Origin of the sequence: Zhengella mangrovi, assembly GCF_002727065.1 — a bacterium.
In the GTDB taxonomy this organism is placed as follows: domain Bacteria; phylum Pseudomonadota; class Alphaproteobacteria; order Rhizobiales; family Rhizobiaceae; genus Zhengella; species Zhengella mangrovi.
The window spans coordinates 90,243-112,952 of sequence record NZ_PDVP01000002.1; the positions used below are offsets into that span (position 1 = coordinate 90,243).

The 22,710-nt window shown below is 65.6% G+C and carries 19 protein-coding genes; 13 read left to right on the forward strand and 6 right to left on the reverse strand.

Features of this window, described 5'->3' with window-relative positions:
- Positions 1-37 precede the first annotated feature (37 nt).
- The 3 genes from CSC94_RS04310 (at position 38) to CSC94_RS04320 (ending at position 3,464) form a co-directional block, all read left to right on the forward strand.
- Positions 38-1,003, forward strand: coding sequence for a GlxA family transcriptional regulator (locus CSC94_RS04310; protein WP_099304186.1), 966 nt, complete (start codon positions 38-40; stop codon positions 1,001-1,003).
- Between the two features lie 323 nt (positions 1,004-1,326).
- Positions 1,327-2,583, forward strand: a complete 1,257-nt coding sequence (locus CSC94_RS04315; RefSeq protein ID WP_099304188.1) for a hypothetical protein — start codon at positions 1,327-1,329, stop codon at positions 2,581-2,583.
- Positions 2,584-2,699: 116 nt separating this feature from the next.
- Positions 2,700-3,464 carry an SDR family NAD(P)-dependent oxidoreductase gene (locus CSC94_RS04320; RefSeq protein WP_245408252.1) on the forward strand — a complete coding sequence of 255 codons (765 nt, stop codon included), beginning with the start codon at positions 2,700-2,702 and terminating at the stop codon, positions 3,462-3,464.
- Positions 3,465-3,482: 18 nt separating this feature from the next.
- Here CSC94_RS04320 and CSC94_RS04325 read toward each other — a convergent pair whose 3' ends face one another.
- From CSC94_RS04325 to CSC94_RS04350, 6 genes are all read right to left on the reverse strand, one after another.
- The gene (locus tag CSC94_RS04325; protein ID WP_099304192.1) at positions 3,483-4,223 is read right to left on the reverse strand and encodes an ABC transporter ATP-binding protein; all 741 of its coding nucleotides are present in this window, start codon (positions 4,221-4,223) and stop codon (positions 3,483-3,485) included.
- On the reverse strand, positions 4,220-4,939 hold the full coding sequence (locus tag CSC94_RS04330; RefSeq protein ID WP_099304194.1) for an ABC transporter ATP-binding protein: 720 nt from the start codon (positions 4,937-4,939) through the stop codon (positions 4,220-4,222). Before CSC94_RS04330 ends, CSC94_RS04325 begins: the two co-directional genes overlap by 4 nt.
- Complete coding sequence (locus CSC94_RS04335; protein WP_099304196.1) at positions 4,932-5,939, reverse strand: branched-chain amino acid ABC transporter permease; 1,008 nt, start codon at positions 5,937-5,939, stop codon at positions 4,932-4,934. Before CSC94_RS04335 ends, CSC94_RS04330 begins: the two co-directional genes overlap by 8 nt.
- A gap of 3 nt (positions 5,940-5,942) precedes the next feature.
- The gene (locus CSC94_RS04340) at positions 5,943-6,899 is read right to left on the reverse strand and encodes a branched-chain amino acid ABC transporter permease (RefSeq protein ID WP_099304198.1); all 957 of its coding nucleotides are present in this window, start codon (positions 6,897-6,899) and stop codon (positions 5,943-5,945) included.
- A gap of 75 nt (positions 6,900-6,974) precedes the next feature.
- A complete protein-coding gene (locus CSC94_RS04345) occupies positions 6,975-8,234 on the reverse strand; it encodes an ABC transporter substrate-binding protein (RefSeq protein WP_099304200.1) in 1,260 nt (419 codons plus the stop codon).
- A 115-nt stretch (positions 8,235-8,349) separates the two neighbouring features.
- Positions 8,350-9,972 (reverse strand): GMC family oxidoreductase, encoded by a 1,623-nt coding sequence (locus CSC94_RS04350; protein WP_205853230.1) that lies wholly within the window; start codon positions 9,970-9,972, stop codon positions 8,350-8,352.
- A 461-nt stretch (positions 9,973-10,433) separates the two neighbouring features.
- Here CSC94_RS04350 and CSC94_RS04355 point away from each other — a divergent pair, with 461 nt between their 5' ends.
- The 10 genes from CSC94_RS04355 (at position 10,434) to CSC94_RS04400 (ending at position 22,668) form a co-directional block, all read left to right on the forward strand.
- The gene (locus tag CSC94_RS04355; RefSeq protein WP_099304202.1) at positions 10,434-11,921 is read left to right on the forward strand and encodes an aldehyde dehydrogenase; all 1,488 of its coding nucleotides are present in this window, start codon (positions 10,434-10,436) and stop codon (positions 11,919-11,921) included.
- Positions 11,922-12,030: 109 nt separating this feature from the next.
- Positions 12,031-13,740, forward strand: coding sequence for a thiamine pyrophosphate-requiring protein (locus CSC94_RS04360; protein WP_099304204.1), 1,710 nt, complete (start codon positions 12,031-12,033; stop codon positions 13,738-13,740).
- 122 nt (positions 13,741-13,862) lie between these two features.
- Positions 13,863-14,747, forward strand: a complete 885-nt coding sequence (locus tag CSC94_RS04365; RefSeq protein ID WP_099304206.1) for a helix-turn-helix domain-containing protein — start codon at positions 13,863-13,865, stop codon at positions 14,745-14,747.
- 223 nt (positions 14,748-14,970) lie between these two features.
- The gene (locus tag CSC94_RS04370; protein WP_099304208.1) at positions 14,971-16,221 is read left to right on the forward strand and encodes a cytochrome P450; all 1,251 of its coding nucleotides are present in this window, start codon (positions 14,971-14,973) and stop codon (positions 16,219-16,221) included.
- Positions 16,218-17,285: a PEP/pyruvate-binding domain-containing protein gene (locus tag CSC94_RS04375; RefSeq protein WP_245408253.1), complete on the forward strand. Its 1,068-nt coding sequence runs from the start codon at positions 16,218-16,220 to the stop codon at positions 17,283-17,285. The genes CSC94_RS04370 and CSC94_RS04375 overlap by 4 nt, the downstream gene beginning before the upstream one ends.
- A 36-nt stretch (positions 17,286-17,321) precedes the next feature.
- Entirely contained in the window at positions 17,322-19,133 is a 1,812-nt protein-coding gene (locus tag CSC94_RS04380) for a PEP-utilizing enzyme (protein ID WP_099304212.1), read from the forward strand.
- A 58-nt stretch (positions 19,134-19,191) separates the two neighbouring features.
- Positions 19,192-19,797, forward strand: a complete 606-nt coding sequence (locus CSC94_RS04385) for an HD domain-containing protein (RefSeq protein ID WP_099304214.1) — start codon at positions 19,192-19,194, stop codon at positions 19,795-19,797.
- 8 nt (positions 19,798-19,805) lie between these two features.
- Positions 19,806-21,245, forward strand: a complete 1,440-nt coding sequence (locus CSC94_RS04390; protein WP_099304216.1) for an aldehyde dehydrogenase family protein — start codon at positions 19,806-19,808, stop codon at positions 21,243-21,245.
- Complete coding sequence (locus CSC94_RS04395) at positions 21,242-21,910, forward strand: HD domain-containing protein (RefSeq protein ID WP_099304218.1); 669 nt, start codon at positions 21,242-21,244, stop codon at positions 21,908-21,910. Before CSC94_RS04390 ends, CSC94_RS04395 begins: the two co-directional genes overlap by 4 nt.
- Positions 21,904-22,668 carry an SDR family NAD(P)-dependent oxidoreductase gene (locus CSC94_RS04400; RefSeq protein WP_099304220.1) on the forward strand — a complete coding sequence of 255 codons (765 nt, stop codon included), beginning with the start codon at positions 21,904-21,906 and terminating at the stop codon, positions 22,666-22,668. Before CSC94_RS04395 ends, CSC94_RS04400 begins: the two co-directional genes overlap by 7 nt.
- The last annotated feature ends 42 nt before the right edge of the window (positions 22,669-22,710 follow it).

Genomic DNA, 22,710 nt, shown 5'->3' on the forward strand with positions numbered 1-22,710 from the left:
ACTGCGCGCATGCACCTTGCAGCATTGGTCTTGTTTCATGCCGATATCGAACCTGACCCAGCCTGTCCGCACGATGGCCGTCCTGCTCTTCGACGGCTTTTCCAACCTGTGCCTGGCCAACGCGATCGAACCGCTGCGTGCCGCCAACATGCTGTCGGGACACCACCTTTACCAATGGGATTTCCTCGCGCTGACCGCGGCCCCGCTGGTGTCTTCGAGCGGACTTGCGGTTCAGCCCGCGCCGCTGTCGCGCCATGGCGGCGGCGAAGGTCTGCTCGTCATGCCGGGCTATGGCCACGAGAGCCATGCCACGCCGGCCTGCCTTTCGGCCCTGCGCGCCGCCGACCGGCGCTTCTCCATGCTGGCCGGGCTCGACACCGGGAGCTGGCTGCTGGCCGCTGCCGGGCTTCTCGACGGCTACAAGGCCACATCGCACTGGGATATCCTCACCGATTTCGCCGAGCGCTTCCCCGAGGTCTCCGTCGTGGAGGACCGGTTCGTGATCGACGGCAGGCGCGCCAGCTCGGGTGGTGCGACGACGACACTCGATCTCATGCTGGACCTGGTCGAACGCCACCATGGCGCCCGCCTGGCGCTGGACGTTGCGGCGCTGTTCATGATCGGGGCGCGCGACGCCGATCTGCCGCCGCCATCGGGCCGGTCGCCGCGCCAGACGGTTCTGGCGGCCGCGACGCTGATGCGACGGTCGGTCGAGCAACCATTGCCGATCGAGGCGATTGCGCGCGCGGTCGGGCTCGGCCAGCGGGCGCTGGAAAAGGCGTTCCAGGACGGTTTCGGCGCGAGCCCGGTGCGCATCTACCGCAGTATCCGCCTCGGCGAGGCCCGGCGCCGCCTGACCCAGACGACCGCGAGTGTCGCCGAAATCGCGACGCGATGCGGCTATCGCGATGCAACGGCGATGGCTCGGGCGTTCAAGGCCGAATTCGGCTGCTCGCCGCTACAGGCCCGGAAAGATGCCCGAAACGGCGGGAGGAAAGCCTGACACGGCAGCCCGGCTGCGTGGCGCAGGGTGGCACAGTGGCAGGGAACGTCGCGCGGCTTGATGGATTGAACGGTCATGCCCGGGTGCCCGGAACGAGCCATTGCAGCCGACGCTTGTCCGCGTATGCTGCGTCATGCAAGCCTTGTGTTCCGGCACGGCTTCGACGCCTGGACCTGCTGGTGCCGGAACGCTTCCGCCATACGGGATGCGAAACCGGCGCCCACTTTCGCTGGAATTGCACCAGCTACATGTCATCCGCAATTCCGGACACGAAACCGGTGCCCACTTTCGCTGGAATTGCTTGAACCCTGAAGACGAGTTTCATGAAACCCTCCACATTCAAGACAAGTGCCGCTGCCGCCGCCTGGATGTTTTCATCGCTGGCCGCCGGCGCCCAGGACCTGCCACCGGCCTGCGTGAACGACCCGGCGAAAATGCCGGTGGCGTGGCAGCCGCCAGCGCTGCTTGAAAACCTCGATCCCGCGCCGTGGAGCGCAGACGAAGACAGCGAAGCGAAAAAGGCCGTCGAAGCGGCACTGGACCAGCTCATCGGCCTGTTCCGAAGTCGGCCGGACGTGATCCAGGACATCTGGGACGATTCCATCGAATCGGTCATCCAGGTCACCTATGCGACGGCCAATCACCCCGCCATCGATGCGAAAGCCGAACAAGCCGCGCGGGAAAACCTCGGGACACTGATGGAGCCCTACCTGGACCTGCCGCCCGAGGAGGCGGCGTGCATCGAGTTCCGCGAGTTGCTGCCGCTTGCCATTTTCGCCAACCGGCTTCTTCCGGGCGATGACAAGAACCGGGAGACCATCACCGAACGGACCAACGCGGCGGTGGCCGATTGCGGCACGCTGGAAACCGCGATTCCCGTCGACTACCAGGGCATCCTGCAGACCGGCGCTTCCGGGCCGGCCGACATCGAGGACCTGTTCGACCTCGCGCTCTGGTCGATCTGGCTGACGGAAGCCAGCGTCAACGACGCCATCGAGGTGCCGGACGAGGCAGACGGCTTTGCCGAGGCGGCATGGGCCTATTTCAGCTCATACGATTTCGGGCCGGCCCGGCCGTTCACGCCCGCGCTGCGCAACACGGATTTCCTCAAGACAGCCGACCTTGCCGTCCACGTGACCCAGATCCCCACCGGCGTGCGCCGCTATCCGATCGATATCGCCGACAATCCGTCGCTCTACCGATTCCTGCGCGAGAACTTCTACACGCTCATGCAGATGAACGATTTCGACACTTTCGCCTCGGTGGTGGACACGCTTCGACAGTACGGATGCGGCCCGAAGAACGACCGTCAGGTCCGCGACGGTGTGCGCTACGTGCTGGCCGTCTATCGCAGGACACGCGGCGACTGGCTGCGCTACTATCTCTACAAGCTCTTTCCCGACCTGACCGAAAGCGACCTGGCGCGCATCAAGCTGAACAAGGCCGAACCCACGATCAACAGCTACGAGCTGATCCATACGGCCTGGGTGGGCATGCTGGCGCTCAGGGACAGGCACCCGGCAGAACCGGAAGCGGGAACCTACGGCGGCGCGATCCGCGCCTGGCTGCCACGGCAATAGGCTGCCGCGGAACGGAATGACATGGCCGCAAGAGACGGCTAGAAAGGCCATAGGCTCCAAGCGTGACGCCGCCCGGGATGGTGCCGGGGACCACCGGGGCCGGGAGGGAAGCAAGCGTGTTCGATCTCGAAGGGAAAACCTGCCTCATCACCGGCGGCGCCGGCAGCATCGGCCTGGCGAGCGCCGGGGTTCTCGCGGACCATGGCGCCCGGATCGTGCTGGTCGACCGCGACCGCGACGCGCTTGCGAACGCGGCAAGCCAGATGGCGCTGCCGGAGGACCGCCTGCTGACCGTCGCCGCGGACGTTTCGAGCGAAGAGGACACAAGACGATATGCCCGCGCGGCCGTCGACCGGTTTGGCGCGATCGATGTCCTGTTCTCCAACGCGGGGAATTTCGGTACCGTGGCGCCGGTCGAGAGCTATCCTACCGAGGTGTTCGACAGCGTGATGGCCGTTCATGTGCGCGGCGCCTTCCTGGCAGCAAAATACTGCGTGCCGCACATGCAGCGCGGCGGCAGCATCATCATCACGTCGAGCGTGGCCGGATTGCGCGGCGACCCGGGCGTCTATGGCTACATCACGGCCAAGCACGCGCTGACGGGGCTGATGCGGGTCCTGGCGAAGGAACTGGCGGCGCGGGGCATTCGCGTCAACACCATCAACCCGGGGCCGGTCTCGAACGATTTCCAGCAGGCGGTCGAGGACGATCTCGGCGCGATCATCGGCCGCGACGCGACGCAATTCTTCAACGAGGCGATCCCGATGGGCCGCCATGCGACGTCCGCCGAAATCGCCCGCTCGGTGCTGTATCTCGCGTCGGCTCAAAGCAGCTTCACGACGGGGACCACGCTCTGCGTCGATGGCGGGATGAGCGTCTGAGGCCGTCGCGATGCGTTTTCAAACGCCCACGTGGGCGCCGTGCCGGGCGGCGTCGATCCCGAAATAGGCACTGTCCAGCAGGTCGGGCTGTTGCACAAGTTTCGCGGCACGGCCGGAATAGCGGATCGTGCCGCCGCGCAGGACGACCGCGTGATCGGCGATGGCGAGCGCCATGTCGGTGAACTGCTCGATCAGCAGGACCCCGACGTTGCGCTCCTTCAGCGTCGTCACGAATTTCATCAGGCGCTTGACGATCAACGGTGCGAGGCCGAGCGACATCTCGTCGATCAGGAGGTAGGACGGCCGGCTCATCATCGCGTGGCCGAGCGCGAGCATCTGCTGCTGGCCGCCGGACATGGTTCCGGCAAGCTGCGGCTTGCGCTCGGCGAGTTCCGGGAACAGCGCATAGGTATCCGCCAGCGTCTTCTCCAGTTCGGCCTTTGACAGCAGGGCGCCGGCCGCGCGCAGATTGTCATCGACGGAGAGCCTGGTGAGGACCCGGTGCCCTTCGGGAACGGCAGCCACCCCTGCCCTGCGGATGGCGCCCGGGCCGGCACCGGTGAAGTCGGCGCCGTTGATGTGAACGCTGCCCGCGGAGACAGGGAGGATCCCCGCAATGGCCAGCACGAGTTCCGACTTGCCCGCGCCATTGGCGCCCAGGACCGCGGTGATGGCGCCGCGATCGAGCTTCAGGTCGACGTCGCCCAGGATCCTGCGATTGCCCTCGCGCACTTCCAATGCCTTGACTTCGAGCGTCATTCGACGACCTCCTCCGTGCCGAGATAGGCTGCCTTCACCTTCGGGTCCGCCAGCACGGCATGGACCTCGCCAAAGGCGATCCGGCGGCCGAAGTCGAGCACGAGCGTATCGGAACAGATCCTGGAGATCAGTTCGACGTCGTGGTCGATCACCAGCGTCTGGGCGCCGGTCTGGTCATGGATGCCGAGGATCAGGTCGCCGAGCCGCTGGGTTTCCTCGATGGAGAGGCCGCCGCCGGGCTCGTCGAACATGATCAGCTTCGGATTGCCGACCATGCACTTTGCGATATCGGTCAGCCGGCGCTCGAACTTGTTGAGATCCCGCCCGAGGCGCCCGGCCCGGTCGGCCATGCCGACATACTCGAGCATGCGCTCAACCTCCGCATGGCGCTTCGACGCCGGCTGGCGGGCATGGTCGATCTGGACCAGCACGTTGTCGAAGACGGAAAGATCGTTGGCGATCTCCTCCTTCTGGAACGACCGCCGCAGGCCCCAGTGCGCGCGCCGGTAGGGCGAAAGCCCGAGCAGGTTCTGGCCGTCCTTGCGGATTTCCCCGCTCTCAGCGGTGACGAAGCCCGAAATCACGTTCATCAACGTGGTCTTGCCGGCACCGTTGGGACCGATGATGCCGCTGACAGGCTGGGCGAAACTTGCCGAAACCCCGGAAAGCGCGACAACGCCTCCGAAGCGGACCGTCACGTTGCCGATCTCAATCATCGCCCGCCCCCTTCTCCCCGGCTTCTGCCTTTCGCCGCTTCCCGAAGAGGTCGTGGATCTGGCCGGCAATGCCGTTCGGCGCCGTGATCACCGCGTGGAGAAGGCCGGCACCAAAGATCACGTAGGAAATGTCGGCGTCGACGCCCCAATTGTTAAGCAGCGCCGGAAGGACGCGGAAAAGCGTGGCGGCGATGACGACGCCGAGCCAGTAACGGGCGCCGCCGACGACCGCGAGGGCAAACAGCATCACGCTTTCGCTGGCGCGGAAGGTCGCGTCATCGAGAAGCCCGAGGCTGCCGGCCAGCAGACCGCCGGCCACGCCGCCGAGCAGGCCGGAAATCCCGAAGGCCCAGGTCTTGTAGAGGACGATGTTCACGCCGGCGGCCATGGCGGCGGCCTCGGACCGTCGGATCAGCGCCCAGGCGCGCCCGGGCGCCAGCCGGCGGTGCGCCTCGATGAGCAGGAAGCCGAGGATGACGACGAGCACGGTATAGCGCAGGTAGGCTTCCGGCGTCTGGGCCAGCCAGGGCCGCGCGAAAGGCGCGGCGGAGCCGGTCTTGACCCCCCAGAAGCCGTCGCCGCCATTGGGAAACTGGAACGTGGCGAAGATGATCTCGAGGCCGCCGGCGGCCATCAGGGTCACCAGTGCCAGGTAGAGCCCGCGCAGCCGCAGCGCGGGCAGCGCCAGCACCCAGCCGCACATCATGGTGACCAGGCCGGAGATGACGAGATTGATCTCGAACGGCAGGTGGAAGGCATGGTTGAGCCGCAACATGACCCAGCCTCCCACGCCCATCAGGCCGACCTGGGTCAGGCTGACCATGCCGAGGCGCGCATACATGAACGCGACGCCCGCCGCCGCCAGCGCGAAACAGCTCGCCGACGTGAACACGCTGAGCCACAGCTGGCCGGCAACGGCCGGGATGACGAGAAAGGCAAATGCGGCAAAGGCGAGGCCGGCCCAGCCCGATGGCGTGACATGGAAGAGATTGCGCTGCATGGCCTAGTCCCTCCCGGAAAAGGTCAGGCGCGTGCCGCGCTGGTACCAGAGGAGAACGAGCGCCGCGATGACGAAGGGCGCGATCGGCCGCACGTTTTTCAGCGTGGGCGAGAGCGTCAGCATGCTCTCGATCACCCCGATCGACAGGCCGCCAATGAGCACGAGGCCGAGGCTCTCGAGCCGTCCGCAGATCGCGGCCGCGATGGATGGAATGACCATGAAGGTGATGACGGTGGGTTCAAGCCGGATGAGGTCGGCGAACATGAGACCGGTAAAGCCGGCAAGCACGCCGGAAATGCCCCACGCAATGGTCTCCGTCGCCACAACGGGAACGCCGATCAGCGCCGAGAGATCGCGGTCATTGGCCAGCGAGCGCATGTGCAGCCCGACGCGGGTGCGGCCGAGGAACTGGTGAATGCCGACGACAACGCCGATCGATGCAACGAAGACGATCAGGCGCGTGATCGTGATCCGCATGCCGAGGAAATTGACTGCCATCTTGTCGGTGGGCAGGGCAATCGACCGCGGGTCGTCGATCCATATGAAGCTGACCAGACCAAGCAGGATCAGCGCGTAGCCGAGCGTCGCGACGGCCTTGACGACCGGTTCGCGCCACGCCAGCCGCGGCGCGATCAGCATGCCGTAGGCGAGCGTGGCCAGCAGGGCGACGACGACACAGGCCGTCCAGGCCAGCGGCGGCCAGACGCCCCACTGGGCGAGCTGCCAGGTGGTCATCGCGCCGGCGGCACCGGCCGCGCCACTGGAGAAATTGAGCACGCCGGAGGCGCGGTAAAGGACGACCATGCCAATGCCGCCGAGCGCGTAAAGCGAACCGACCGCGAGGCCGGAGGCAAAGAACAGGCCGAGGATCTTCATCGGTTTGCCCCAGCCGAGAAGGCCGATGACGAGCGCCATGAGCGCGGCATAGAGCAGCCAGTTGAGCAGCCTGGATTTATCCATGTTCCATTGATCCGGCGGAAAGTCTTTCGAGGCGGGGGGCGGCCGGAACGCTCCGGCCGCCCTTCGGACCAGCGGTTACTGGACCCCCATTTCCTTTTCGAGAGCGATGATCTTCTCGAAGTAAGGGCTGTCGTACTGGTAGCACTCGCGGACGATCTCGTAGCCGCCCTTGACGATCTTCACCATGTAGCCGGCGTGGTTCGGCATGTGGAAGTCGGCGTTGCCCACGTAGTAGGGACCGCACATCAGGTCGGACTTCAGACCCTTGATGTTGCGGATCGCCTCCGACACCTTGGCGCGGTCACCCACGTCGGCGGGATCCATGGCGAGCATGGTCTCGGTGAAGAACTTCGCCGAGAGATATCCGGCCTGGGCGAAGGTGTCGCGGGGATCTTCCGGGTTGGCGAAGCCGTCCATGACCTTGATCCAGTTCTGCGCATCCGGGCCGTTGACCTGGAAAGGCGCAAGCTCGGCGTTCACGTAGACGTGGCCGTGCCAGTATTCGCCCACCGCATCGGGGACCGAGAGGTCATAGAGCGGGGTCGGCGCGATCCAGTTGAACTGGTCGCGCAGGTCCTGTTCCTCGGCGGCCTTCAGGATCGCCAGCGCGAGACCGGCCGGCTGGTTGATCAGGATGGTGTCGGCACCGCTCGAAACGGCTTCGAGCAGCGCGGAGTTGACATCCGGCGCACCCGGGTTGAGCAGGGCCATGGACCCGGTTCCGCCACGCGATTCCATGAAATCGATGACGGCCTGGCAGGACCAGATGCCGTTGTTCGGGATGTTCAGGCCGATGCAGGCGATGTTCTTGGCACCGAGTTCTTCCTGCGCGTATTGCGCCGCGCCGACGTTCGAGGGCAACGGTCCCTGGTTGGTCGACACGATGTTGGATGTCTCGAAGCACTCCGAGATGGCGCAGCCGGCGGCCATGACCATGATGTCGGCCTTGGCATAGGTCGCCGCGTTGACAGCCATCTCGATGAACGAGCCATTGCCGACGAGGGCAACGGAATCGGTGTCATTCACCAGCTTGGCAGCGGCCTGCGCGGCGAGTTCCGGGTTCCACTGGTCGTTTTCGACCCGGTAGTCGACCGGACGGCCATGGATGCCGCCATTGGCGTTCACGCATTTGAAATAGGCGGCCGCGGCGTCCGTGGCCGCGGAAAAATCGCCCGGGGCCGCATTGCCATGGATGCCGCCGACGATGATCGGCTCGCCGGATGCGGCCTGCCCGGTATTGGCGCCGCAGGACGGTTTGTCCTGGGCCTGCGCCGGGCCCGACAGGGCAAAGGCGCATGCCGCGGCAAAGGCCGCGAGTGCAAGTTTCAGTTTCATGTGGGTCTCCTCCCCTGGGTTCAACCTTAGGCTTCCTGCTCCCCGTTGGCCGGACCGCGGTCCGGCTGCCGGGTTACCCGAACGGACACCGGCTCCACCGGTGCCGCGCTACCACTCATGAGGCCATCATTTCCGACCGGCGCTCCTCCATGATCATGTCTGCCGCCTTTTCCGCGATCATGATCGCGGGGGCGTTGGTATTTCCGCTGACGATCGTCGGCATGATCGACGCATCGACGACCCTCAGACCTCCCACTCCCCGGACCCGCAATCGCGGATCCGTCACGGCCTGCGCACCGGTGCCCATCGCGCAGGTCCCGACGGGATGATACACAGTTCGCGCGTGTTTGCGGATATATTCACGCAGGGCCGCGTCATCGGTCACCCCGTCCCCGGGAATCACCTCGCCCAGGCCGTGGCGTGCGAGCGGCGCCTGGCTGAGAATGTCGCGCGCCAGCTTCACGCCCTTCAAAAGGCGTTCCATGTCGCTATCCTCGCGCAGCAGGCCGAGATCGATGACCGGCGGCCCGTCGGCGCGCGTGCGGGTCACCGAACCGCGGCTGTCCGGGCGAAGGACGCAGGTGTGGAGCGACATGCCGTGCCCGTATTCGAACATGCGGCCGCGATGGCTCTTCAGGCCCGGAATGAAGTGAAACTGCAGATCGGGACGGGCTTCGGCCGGCGAGGACCGGACGAAGCCGCCCGCTTCCACCATGTTGGACGACAGCATGCCGCGCCTGCCGAAAATCCAGCGCAGTCCGTGCAACGCCAGTTTCGGCACCGCCTGGAGTGACAGTCCGTAGGGTATGGTCGTCGCGGCACGGCAGATGACCATGCAATCGACGTGATCCTGGAGATTCTGCCCGACACCCGGCAGGTCCGCGATCACCTGCCCCCCGAACCCGGCGATCCTATCGGCCGGCCCGATGCCGGACTTCATGAGGATGTCGGGCGAACCGAAGGCGCCCGCCGACAGGATCACCTCGCCGGCCCGGACATCCCAGGCCGACCCGTCGCCACGGCGTCCGGTGACACCCGTGGCGCGGCCGCCGTCGAAGACGACCCTCTCAACCTCGACATCGGTGACGATGTGCAGGTTCGCCCTGGCCCGGACCGGCGCCAGGAAGGCAGCCGCGGTCGAATGCCGGCGCCCGTCCTTCTGGGTCACCTGGTAGATCCCGACGCCTTCCGGCTCGGCCGCGTTGAAATCCGTGCAATCGCGGATCTGGAGCGCGTTGGCAGCGGCCATGAAATCGCGATCGGCGGGGTTGGGGTCGCGGAGATCGGCGACCGAGAGCGGACCGCCGCGGCCGTGGAAGCGCTCTTCCAGGGCCCGGTTGTCATTGTCTTCGGAGCGCCGGAAATACGGCAGGACGGACTCGTAGTCCCAGCCCGTGCAACCGTTGCGGGCCCAGGCATCGTAATCCTCGCGATGACCGCGGATATAGATCATGCCGTTGATCGCCGAGGAGCCGCCGAGGACCTTGCCGCGCGGGATCGATACTTTCCGGTTGTCCAGGTCCGGTTGCGGCGACGATGCCAACAACCAGTTGTGCCTTGGGTCCTTGGCCAGCCAGATGACACCGAGCGGCATGGACACGAACGGGCTGCGGCCGGTGCCGCCGGCTTCGACAAGGCAGACGCGCACAGACGGGTCGGCGCTCAGGCGATTTGCCAGCACCGCGCCGGCAGAGCCTGCACCCACGATAACGTAGTCGAACCGACGCGATGCTTCCATGCCTTTCCCCGCCATCCGCAGGGAGAATGGCATCGACGGATGGCCAGCACAGCATGCCCGCCGTCAAAACCAACCGGCGCCGGGCAATCCGGCACCTCTCCTCCCGGTTACAAAGGCTGCATCGAAAAAATTATCATGTAAAGTAACTTGCGAAGTGCGCCAGAATGGGTTTCACAGGATGAAACGCAGTGGCGTGTGCCGTTTGCGCAAAACGGTTCGGCCGTAAGCTGCGCAGGATCGCGTCCACGCCGTCCGGCGCCGGGCGCCGGGGAGGACTTCATGGACGAAACGGGCATCCACGACCGGTGCGCCGGAAAACCTGGCTTGAATGACGGCCTGCCCTGCCGAAACGCCGGGACGAGACCGGCCTGCCGCCGCGCCCCGCATAAGCCTTCGCCGCCATCCGCGCCCCGCCCAAACCGTTGATCCCGCGCCGGGGCCATCCAGCAGGAGTGAACACCATGCTTGACCAGAACCGTATCGACGTCCTTCGCAAGGCTCCCGTCGCACCGCAGGGCCATGTCATCGATGGTGGCAGGATCGAAGCGTCGGACGGCGCAACGATGGATGTCACCTCTCCGCTCGACGGGACGGTGCTGACGACGATCGCGCGCGGCACGAAGCAGGATGCCGACGCCGCGATCGCGGCGGCGCGGCGCGCCTTCGATGACGGCCGCTGGTCGGACCTGGCGCCGGCGCAGCGCAAGGCGATCCTTCTCGACTGGGCCGCGCTGATCGAGGCCAACGCGCTGGAACTGGCCGTTCTCGGCGTTCGCGACAACGGAACCGAAATCGGCATGGCGTTAAAGGCGGAGCCGCTTTCTGCGGCAGCGACCATCCGCTACTACGCCGAAGCCATCGACAAGATCGCCGGCGAGATCGCGCCGACGCCTCCCGGCACGCTCGGCCTCGTCCACCGGGAACCGGCGGGGGTGGTCGGTGCCATCGTCCCCTGGAACTTTCCGCTGATGATCGGCGCCTGGAAGATCGGCCCGGCGCTTGCGGCCGGCTGCACCATGGTCATGAAGCCCGCCGAGCCGGCTTCCCTGGCCTTGCTGCGGCTGGCGGAACTCGGCCTTGAAGCGGGCCTGCCGGCTGGCGTGCTGAACGTGGTCACCGGCGAAGGCCACGTGGTCGGCGAAGCGATCTCGATGTCGATGGATGTAGACGTGCTGGTTTTCACCGGCTCGGGTCCGACCGGCCGGCGGCTTCTCGAAGCCTCCGCGCGGTCGAACCTGAAGCGCGTCTACCTGGAACTCGGCGGAAAATCCCCCAACATCGTCTTTGCCGACGCGCCGGATCTCGACGAAGCAGCAAAAGTCTCGGCGGCCGGCATCTTCCGCAATTCCGGCCAGGTCTGTATCGCCGGGTCCCGCCTGCTCGTCGAACGGTCGGTCCACGATGCCTTCGTCGAGAAGCTGGCAAAACACGCCCGGGGCATGAAGATCGGCGATCCCCTCGATCCGTCGATCTCGGCGGGCGCGGTCAATTCGCTGCGCCAGCTTGAGCAGAACCTCGGCTTTGTCGAGGAAGCCCGGGCCAAGGGGCGCACCGTGCATATCGGCGGCAAGCGCATCCTGGAGGAGACCGGCGGCTATTTCATGGAACCGACGATCGTCACCGGCGTGGAACCCGACGACCGTATCGCTACCGACGAGGTGTTCGGGCCCGTGCTCGCGGTGATCGCCTTCGACAGCGAGGACGAAGCCGTCGCGATCGCCAATGGCACGGACTACGGCCTGGCGTCGGCGGTTTGGACCTCCGACCTGTCGCGCGCCCATCGCATGGTGCGTCGGATCAGGGCCGGCGTGGTTCACGTCAACACCTATGGCGGCTCCGATCTCACCGTGCCGCTCGGCGGCGTGAAGCAGTCGGGCAACGGGCATGACAAGTCGCTGCATGCCTTCGACAAGTATCTCGACCTGAAGACGGCCTGGTTCAAGCTCTAGGCCGTGGCCGATCATTTCGGGCCTTGCCGCACTGGACAAGCCCGCCGGCAGGCCTTTCACTTCACCGCAACGGGAGAAGCGCCGGACCTTGCCGGCCAGGGAGGCCGACATGGGTGCACATGAGGGGATGACTGCCGGCGGAGCGATCTTTCCGCGGCTGAAGGCGCTCGGCGTGGATTATGTCTTCGCCAATTCCGGCACCGACTTCCCGCCGATCATCGAAGGACTGGCCCAGGCCGAATCCGCGGGGATCGACCTGCCAAAGGCGCTGGTCATGCCGCATGAACACGCGGCGCTGGGCATGGCGCACGGCTATTACCTGATGACCGGGCGCGCGCAGGCCGTCATGCTGCACACCAATGTCGGCCTCGCCAACGGCGCCATCGGCGCCATCAACGCGGCCTGCGAGCACATCCCGATGATCCTCATGTCGGGGCGAACGCCCGTGACCGAAAGCGGGCGCTTCGGCGCGCGGACCGTGCCGATCGGCTGGGGACAGGAAATGCGCGACCAGACCGCGCTGGTGCGCGAGGCCGCCAAGTGGGACTACGAACTGAAGTTTCCCGAGCAGTTGCCCGCCGTGCTCGACCGGGGCCATGCCATCGCGAACTCGACCCCGAAGGGTCCAGTTTACCTGTCGCTGCCGCGCGAGGTGCTGTGCGAAGAGGTCGCTGTCGCGGGACTGGAGGCGGCACCCTCGATGCGGCCCGCCGTCGCCGCGCCCGACCCGGCGGCGACCGAAACGCTCGCGCGCTGGCTGGCGGATGCCGACGCCCCGCTGATCGTCGCCCAGCGCGGGGCCGGCGACGCGGCGAGTTTCGAGGCCTTCGGCCGCTGGGCCGAGGAATGGGGCATCGCCGTCTGCTCCTGGTGGGCGACCCACCTGGCAATCCCGACCGACCATCCGTGCCATGTCGGCGCCAATCCTGCGCCCTGGCTCGAGAATGCCGACGTGGTCCTGATCCTCGACTGCCTGGCGCCCTGGATGCCCGATGCGCACGGGCCGGCACCCGACGCGAAAATCGTCAACATGGGTCCGGACCCGATCTTTTCCCGTTTCCCGGTGCGCAATTTCCGGTCCGACCTTTCGATTGTCGGCGAGAACGCCCGGACCATTCCGGCTCTTGTCGAGGCCATGGCGCGCCTGCCCGTCGACAGGGCCCGGCGAGACGCCCGGCGGGCGCGGCTGGCCGAGGCGACCGGCGCCCTACGCGACCGCCAAAGGGAAGCGGCCGAACCGAAGGGCAGCGATCTTACCAAGGCTTCCGTCAGCCGCATACTCGGGGAAGCGCTCGACGAACTTGATTGCGAAAATTCCGTCTTCTCGGAACTGGGAACGATGCTTGGCCCCCTGCCCCGGCGCCGTCACCGGTCCTGGTTCCAGGAACCGCATTCCGGCGGCCTCGGCTGGTCTTTCCCGTGCGCGCTCGGCGCCCAGCTGGCGGAGCCGGACCGGCTTTGCGTCGCGACCATGGGCGACGGCAGCTACATGTTTTCCAACCCCGTGGCCTGCCACCAGATCGCGGAAGCCCTGCAACTGCCCGTACTTGTCGTCATTCTCAACAATGGCGAGTGGGGAGCCGTGCGCCAGTCGGTCTCCGGGCTTTATCCCGACGGTGCCGCGGCGAAGGCCAATCGCATGCCATTGACCGGCCTGACGCCGTCGCCGGATTTCTGCCTCGTGGCCAGGGCGAGCCGTGCCCTTGCGCTCGATGTCCACGAGGCGGCCGACCTGCGCCCTGCCCTGGATGCGGCCTTCCGGGCCATCCGCGACGAGCGGCGGTGCGCGCTTCTCAACGTGCGAATCGTCGAGCCATAGCGCGGTCACCGACTTGTCCGGCGGCCGGTGTTCTGACCGGCCGGGCGGATCGGCTTGCAATTTTGCGAAGGCTGGATTTCACTAGGTGAAAACCAATTCCGGCCAATCGGGACAACCGCAGCATGTCCGACATCGACCTCCAGAAGACAAGCCAGGCACCGCAGCCGCGCAAGCTCTCGACCGAGAAACGGCCCAGCGTGAAGACGATCCGGGCGCTGTCGCGCGGCGTCCAGGTGCTGCGCCTGCTGCAGAACTCCGGCGGCATGAGCCTCAACGACCTTCACCGGGTCACCGGCCTGCCCAAGGCGACATTGCTGCGCATCCTCGTGACGCTCGAAGGGGAAGGCATGATCTGGCAGCGCATCGTCGACAATGCCTACCTGGCCAGCCACGTTTTGCAGAAGTCCCTGACCCGTGCGGAAGAGGAAATCCGCCTGGCCGAGCTTGCCTCGCCGCTGCTCGAAAAGATGACGCAAACGATCCGGTGGCCATCGATCCTCGCCGTACCGCGCCTGACCCACATGGAAGTCATCGAGGCCACCGCACCGCGTTCCTACTTCCACCATATCGAGCTTGGCCCGGTCGGTTTCCAGGTCAATATGCTGCTGTCGGCGACCGGGAGAGCCTATCTCGCCTTCTGTCCCACGGAGGAGCGGGACGCGACGCTGGACCGGCTTCGCCACAGCATGCGCTCCGGCGACAAGATGGCCCGCGACAGCAAATGGGTCGGCGAGATCATCTCGATGACACGCCAGCGCGGATACGCGGTGCGCGATCCGCGTTTCGGCGGCAATTTCGATCTCACCCGGCGCCACTACGACGACGGCCGGGATTCGCTGGCCGTTCCGGTGTTCAATGGCCGGCGTGTCGCCGCCTGCATCAACATCACCTGGATCCGGCGCGTGACGTCCCAGGCCGACATCGTGGCCAAATATCTCGGCGAGGTCAAAACCATTGCGCGCACACTCGGACAGCAGATCTCCGGCGAGAGCGGCAGCGGGTCCTGAGGCATCCGGCAGCGACCGCGGGACACGCAGCGCTGACGCAAATTTCACTTGGTGAAATGGTTTCCAAAAGCGTTTGGTACCAGGCGATTCCGGCGCTTCAATGGACCATGAGGAGCGATGTGCCGGCCTTCATCAGTCCACTGGAGGGTGGAGAAGGATCCGGTACGGGAAGCGAAGGCAGGAGAGCCGTGCCGCGGCCGGCCTGCCGGAAGGGAGGATCCATATGAACGTCATGAATCCCATCAGCGAGGCGCAGGATTTCGATCCGTTCGATCTCAACGCGCCGCATGCCGTCTGGGAACTCTTCCGCAAGCAGCAACCGATCTTCTATCACGAGAAATCGGGATACTGGGTTGTCAGCCGCTATAACGACATCAAGGCCATCTTCGACGACTGGAAGACGTTTTCCTCCGAGAATGCCCAGAAGCCGATGCGGCCGATGTGCGAGGCGGGCCGGAAAATCCTGACGGACGGCGGTTTCACTGCCTATTCGGGGCTGACCGCGCGCGTTCCGCCGGAGCATACCCGCATCCGCAAGGTTGCCCAGTCCTGCTTCGGTCCGCGGCGCTTCAAGTCCATCGAACCGCAGATCGAAGAGATCGTCTCCCGCCATCTCGACCTGCTGGAAGAAGCCGGCAAGGCCGGCGAACCGGTCGATTTCTGGCAGGTCGTCGCCTACCCGGTCCCCGCCCACGTCCTGTTCACGCTCATGGGCATCCCGGAACGGGACGTGCCGAAGATCAAGCAGTACGGGCTGAGCCGCGCACGGATGACGTGGTCCGACCTGTCCGACGAGGAACAGATCCCCGTTGCCCACGACATGGTCGCTTACTGGAAATACATCCACGACCTGCTGGACATGCGCCGCAAGGAGCCAGGCGACGACTTTCCGTCCGACCTGCTGCGGCTGCAGGCAGAGGGCGCGGAGATTTCCGACGAGGAGATCGCCGGCGTGCTCTATTCCACGCTCTTCGCCGGGCATGAGACGACGTCGACCTTCATGGGCAACTACGTGCTGGCCATGATGAAGAACCGGGACGTCTGGGACGAGATCAAGACCGATGCCTCGAAGATCCCGAACGCGGTGGAGGAAATGCTGCGCTACATGCCGTCGGTGGTCGGCTGGCGGCGCAAGGCGCGGCATGCCGCGACGATCGGCGGTGTCGAGGTGCCGGAAGGCGCGGAAATCCTGATGATCACCGGTTCGGCAAACCGGGACGAAGAGCAGTTCCCGCATGGCGAAACGCTCGACATCAGCCGCCAGAATGCGCGCTCGCACCTCTCCTTCGGCTACGGCATCCACTATTGCCTCGGCTTCCAGCTGGCAAAGATGGAAGGCACGATCCTGCTGCGGCAACTGTCCGAACGGTTCCCGTCGCTGCGCCTGAAGGAAGGCTTCGAGGCCCGGTATCACCGCAATATCACGTTCCGTGTGCCGCAGTCGGTCATGGTCGAATGGGATGGAATGGCATGAGCGCAGCTTCCTACACGCTGAATTTCGCCGATATCGGCAAGGACCTGCATGACAAGGTCGGCGGCAAATGCGCGTCTCTGGGAGAGATGACCCAGGCCGGCGTGGCGGTGCCGCCCGGCTTCGCGGTGACCACGGACGCCTACCAGACGATGCTCGACCACCATGGCCTGCGCAAGGAGATCGAGCGGCACCTGACGGCGATCGACGCCGAGGACATCGATGCCGTCGACCGTGCCGCGCAGGCCATTCGCGTGCGCATCCGGTCGCATCACCTGCCTGCGGACGTGGAGGCGGCGATCCGCGCCGCCTATGCGGAGATGGGAGACGACCTGCCCGTCGCGGTGCGCTCCTCGGCAACGGCCGAAGACCTGCCGGATGCCAGCTTTGCCGGCCAGCAGGACACCTACCTGTGGGTTCGCGGCGCCGACGACGTCGTCAACCGCGTGCGCGACTGCTGGGCATCGCTGTTCACCACGCGGGCGGTCGCCTACCGCGAGAAGAACCGGATCCCGCATATCGACGTGCTGATGAGCGTTGGCGTCCAGAAAATGGTCAACGCGAAGGCCGCCGGCGTCGCCATGACACTCGATCCCGGCACCGGTGACCGCACCCGCATCGTGATCGATGCCTCATGGGGCCTCGGCGAAATGGTCGTTTCCGGCGTCGTGACACCGGACAATTTCGTCGTTGAAAAGGTGCTCGAGGAGATCATCGACCGCAAGATTTCCGACAAGCATGTCGAACTGGTCGGCGACGAGGCAGCCGGAGAGGCCATCGAACGGGAGGTCGATGAGCATCGCCGCAAGCAGCCCAGCCTGTCGGATGCCGAGGTGCTGGCCGTGGCCCGCCTGGCCAAGCGGCTGGAACGGCAGAACAAGTGCCCGCAGGACGTCGAGTGGGCCATCGACGCCGACCTGCCCGAGGGGGAGAACCTGCTGGCACTGCAGAGCCGGCCGGAAACCATCTGGTCGCAGAAAAAGGTCGAGAAGCCGAAGACAAGCTACGCGACGGGGATGATAGGCATCGTCAACACGCTGAACAATCCGCTTGCTTCGAAAGGCTGACGGGCAGACCAATTCATTCATAAGGGAGGAATGAGAATGAATGTGCACAAAAGCATGTTTCCGAGTGCCTTCGAGGTGGAAACACCCGAGGGCGCGGAAGGCTGGAAAGACCTGTACCCCTATTACACGCATTTCCAGCCGGCGCGGCGCGCCGTCGACGATGCGACCTTCTGGTTCTGCAATTCGCAGCACTGGCCGACGCCGTTCCGCCCGTTCGACACGATCATGCTCGACTTCGCCATCAAGGGCCTCGGGCAGTACAACACCCGCCACCTGGTGGTGCCGCCGGCCAATGGCGTCGATTATCGCATCCTGAACGGCTACGTGTATTTCTCGCCGGTCGCCGTGGCGCCGGAGAAGATCGAAGCCCGCGTCCCGCAGTTCATGGAACGCGCCGGTCACTACTTCATGAACTGGGGCGATCTCTACGCCAACTGGAAGAAGAAGGTGATGGCCAAGATCGAGGAACTCGAGGCCATCCACTTCGAGGAACTGCCCGAGGTCGAGGACATCGAGGTGGTGACAGGCGGCAAGGGCCTGGATTCGACCAACCAGCTGTTCGACCAGTATGACAAGGCCATCGAGCTTGCCTACAAGATCTGGCAGTACCACTTCGAGTTCCTGAACCTCGGCTATGCCGCCTATCTCGACTTCTTCGGTTTCGTGAAGGAACAGTTCCCCTCCATTCCGGACCAGGCCATCGCCAAGATGGTGCAGGGCGTGGACAGCGAGCTGTTCCGTCCCGACGACGAGATCAAGAAGCTGGCGAAGCGCGCGGTCGAACTCGGTTGCGCCGATGCGCTGAAGTCCGGTTCCGCGGACGAGGCGCTTGCCGCCGTGGCCAAGGCGCCGGGTGGCGAACAGTGGCTGAAACAGTGGGAAGACGCCAAGAACCCCTGGTTCAACTTCACCTCCGGCAACGGCTTCTACTCGACGGACAAGTACTGGATCGACCATCTCGACATCCCGATGGGATACCTGCGCGACTACATCGAGCGCGTCGAGCAGGGCGAGGAGATCATGCGCCCGACGGAAGCGCTGCTGAAGGAGCGTGACCGCATCACTGCCGAATACCGCGAGATGATGGACGAGGAAGCACAGGGCGTCTTCGACCAGAAGCTCGGCCTTGCCCGCGTGGTCTTCCCCTATGTCGAGGACCACAACTTCTACATCGAGCACTGGGCGATCGGCGTGTTCTGGCGCAAGATGCGGCAGCTCTCCAGCCTGCTGGCAAGGCACGGCTTCTGGAAGAACGAGGACGACATGTTCTTCCTGAACCGCAACGAGGTGCGCGACGTGCTGTGGGACTACTCCTCCAGCTGGGCCATCGGCGTGCCCAACCGCGGCTCCAGCGTCTGGCCGGAAGAGATCGAGCGCCGCCGCAAGATCTACAAGGCCCTGTCGGCGCATCGTCCGCTGCCGGCGCTCAACAACCCGCCGGACGTCATCACGGAACCCTTCACGATCATGCTCTGGGGCATCACGTCGGATGCCGTCAAGCGCTGGGTCAAGTCGGATGAAGGCGGATCGGGCCTCGAAGGCATGGCAGCCGCGCCGGGCGTTGTCGAAGGCGTGGCGCGCGTGCTGTCGAGCCCGGACGAACTCGGCCAGCTGCAAAAGGGCGACATTCTCGTCACCCCGGTGACGGCGCCGAGCTGGGCGCCGGTCTTCGGCAAGATCGCTGCTGCCGTGACCGATATCGGCGGCATGATGAGCCACGCGGCCATCGTCTGCCGCGAGTATGGCCTGCCGGCCGTGACCGGTACGGGCAATGCCTCGTCCAAGATCAAGACCGGCATGAAGCTCAGGGTCGATGGCAACAAGGGGACGGTCGAGATTCTCGACTGACACCGCGAACCGGAGCGCGGACCGGCCGGGTTCGCGCTCCCTTTCATTGGGATTGGTGATGCTCGACACTTCAGATGGCCTTGCGCGCTACGATGACGTCTGGCGCGAAGCCGAGCCCTATCTGCGCGCCCGCAAGAACGACATTCACATTCCGCTGTCGTTTGCCTGGTGCCAGCGCCTGCTTGAAGCCTATCCGGACGCCGATCGCGACATCTGTTCCCTCGCGATCCTGCTGCATGACATCGGCTGGTACGCCATCGACATGGAGACCATCGTCGCCGAGGGATTCCGCTCGGAGAATTTCCTGCAGTCGGACGTTCGCTACCGGCACGAGCAGGAAGGCGTCCGGCTGGCAAATGACGTGCTTGCCAACACCGGCTGGAATGAAACGGTGATCGCCGCCGTCTGCGAGATCATCGACGGGCACGACACCCGCCCTCACCCGCACCACCTCGACGACCGCGTCGTGCGCGACGCCGACAAGCTCTGGCGCTTCGAGGTGGCCGGCGTGTCCACCTCGGCCGACTGGTTCGGCGTGACCCCGCACGTCATCGTCGACCGGCTGGAAACACTCATCCCGAAGCTTGAGACCGAAGCCGCGCAGGACATGGCCAGGAGCGAACTGGCCGCGACGCGCGGCCGGCTCATGCTGCACCTGATCTAGGGCCTGCCATGGACATGTTCATCGACGGCGACTGGCGGACATCCGCTACCGGGAAGACCATGCCGGTCATCGACCCCGCAACCGGCGAGACCTTCGAAACCGTGCCGGACGGCGAGGCCGGCGACGCCGACCTTGCCGTTGCCTCGGCCGCTCGTGCCTTCGAGACCTGGCGCCATGTCCCCATGGCCGAGCGCGTGCGCCTGCAAAAGAAATGCGCGCAGGCGATGCGCGACAATGCCGAAGCGGTCGGCGCCCTGCTGAACCGCGAGCTCGGCCGCCCTCTCCCGGCCTGTATCGCCGAGATTTCCCGGTCGGCCGACCTGCTCGACATCTATGCCGAGGAGGGTTTGCGGCTCAATGCCACGTTCGCGCTCGGCAGCACGCCGGGCGAAAAGACGATCGTCACCCGCGATCCGGTCGGCGTGGTCATAGCGATCACGCCCTTCAACTACCCGGTGACGCTGCTGATGTTCAAGCTGGGCGCCGCGCTGATCGCTGGCTGCACCGTGGTTGCCAAGCCGGCCGAGGATACGCCGCTCTCCACGCTGAAGCTGGCAGACCTGTTCTTCCAGGCCGGGCTGCCAGCCGGCGTCTTCAACGTCGTCACCGGCTCCGGCCGCGGTATCGGTGCCGCGCTGATCGAGCACCCGGTGCCGCGCAAGATCGCCTTCACCGGGGGAACGGCGGCCGGCAAGGCGATTGCCGCCGCGGCCACGGGCACGTTGAAGCGGTTGACACTGGAACTGGGCGGCCAGAGCGCGGCGGTCATCTGCGCCGATGCCGATCTCGCGAAGGCGACCGACGCGATCGTCCGCCACGGCTTCGCCAATTCCGGCCAGTTCTGCTACCGCGTCAACCGCGTCTACGTCGAGCGGCCGGTCTACGCGGACGTCCTCGCGATGCTGTCTGAAAAGACCGCCCGGCTGACGCTGGCGCCCGCCGGGGGCACCGGCGATCTCGGTCCGCTGGTCAACGAGAAGATCTACGCGAACTCGGCGGCGCAGACGGAAGACGCGCGGCGGAAGGGCGCGCGGATCCTGACCGGCGGCAACCGCAAGACCGGGCCGGGATTCGACAAGGGATTCTACTTTCCGCCAACGATCATCGCCGATGCAACCCACGAGATGCTGATCCTGACCGAGGAGACCTTCGGCCCGGTCATCGGCATCTGCCCTGTCGACAGCCCGGCGGAAGCCCTGCGCCATGCCAATGCGAGCCGCTACGGACTCGCCGGTTTCGTCTTCACCCGCGATCTCGCCCGCGGCCTGTCGCTGTGCGAGGGCATGGAAGCCGGATCGGTCTGGCTCAACGACATACAGCGGTCATCGCACCATGTTCCCTTCGGCGGCATGAAGGAGAGCGGGCTCGGGCGGGAAAAAGGCCGCTACGGGGTCGAGAGCTACCTGGAATACAAGACCATCTATCTCAGCTACGAGGTGCCGGAATGAACCAAGCCGCCCCTGCAGCCGACGTGATCCTGCCGCGCGACCTGCCGCTCTGGGAGGACGCCAGGCCCTATCTCGACGTGCGCAACAACGACGAGCACACCATCGTTGCCTACGGACTGGCCCGCACCCTGCTTGCCATGACACCGGAGGCCGACGAAAGCATCGTGCTGCCGGCGATCCTGCTGCATGACGTGGGCTGGAAGCGCATTCCGCAGGACCTGCTGCTGCTCGCCATCGGCCGCCGGCCCACGCGCCTCGACCTTGTGCGGGACCACGAGATCCACGGGGTCGAGATCGCCCGCGAGATTCTCGAGCGGCATCGCCCGAAAGGCGTCGACATCGAAGCCGTGCTCGAGATCATCGACGGCCACGACACGGTGAAAGAAGCCAAGAACATCAACGACGCGGTGATGAAGGATGCCGACAAGGGCTGGCGCACGACGCCGCATGGCATGCGCACCATCGCCGGGTGGTACGGCGTGCCCCTGTCCGAGATCATCCTGATGCTGCAGGAGCGCTCGAACCCCAACATGCTGACACCGGCCGGGCGGGCGCTCGCCGAATGCAACACGATGGCGGTAAAGGCAGAGCTGATGATCGAGACCTATCTCGGGCACGGCCCGGAATTCCCCAACCTGCCGACCACGGGAGACGTGTCATGGTAGCCGGTCTCGGACTGCAGGGAAAACGCATCATCGTCACAGGCGCCGCGGGCGGCCTCGGACGCGCCTTTGCCGTCGCCTTCGGTGAAGCCGGGGCCAGGGTTCTGGCCGCCGACATCAATGCCGACGGCATCGCGGAAACCGCCGATCTCGTCGGCGAGGCCGGAGGCCAGGGCCATTGCGCCACGGTCGATGTCACATCGGCGCAGAGCTGCCGGGCGCTGGCCGAGGCCGCCGCATCGGACATGGGCGGCGTCGACGTCCTGGTCAACAACGCCGCACTCTATGCCGGGCTGGAACGCCGCCCGTTCATGGACATCGACGAGGATGTCTGGGACCGGGTCATGGCGGTCAACATCAAGGGCGTCTGGCAGGCAACCCGCGCCATCGCGCCGCTGATGAAGGCGGCCGGCGGCGGATCCATCGTCAATATCGCCTCGGCCACCGTCTTCAGCGGATCGCCGCAATGGATGCACTACGTCGCATCGAAAGGCGCCGTCATCGCGATGACGCGCGTGATGGCCAAGGAACTTGGCGGCGACAACATCCGCGCCAACATCATTGCGCCTGGGTTCACCCTCACGGAGGCGAGCTACGGGCACATGGCCGATGCCAAGTCATACGGCGTCGACCGGGCCGCCCTGAAGCGCAACGCCGAGGTGGAGGATATCACGGGCGGCGTTCTCTACCTCGCCTCGAACCTGTCCGCCTTCGTCACCGGGCAGACCCTCATCATCGACGGCGGAAAGCAGTTCATCTAGCATTTTCAGATCATTACCCGGAATTACCCGCCCGGGACAGCA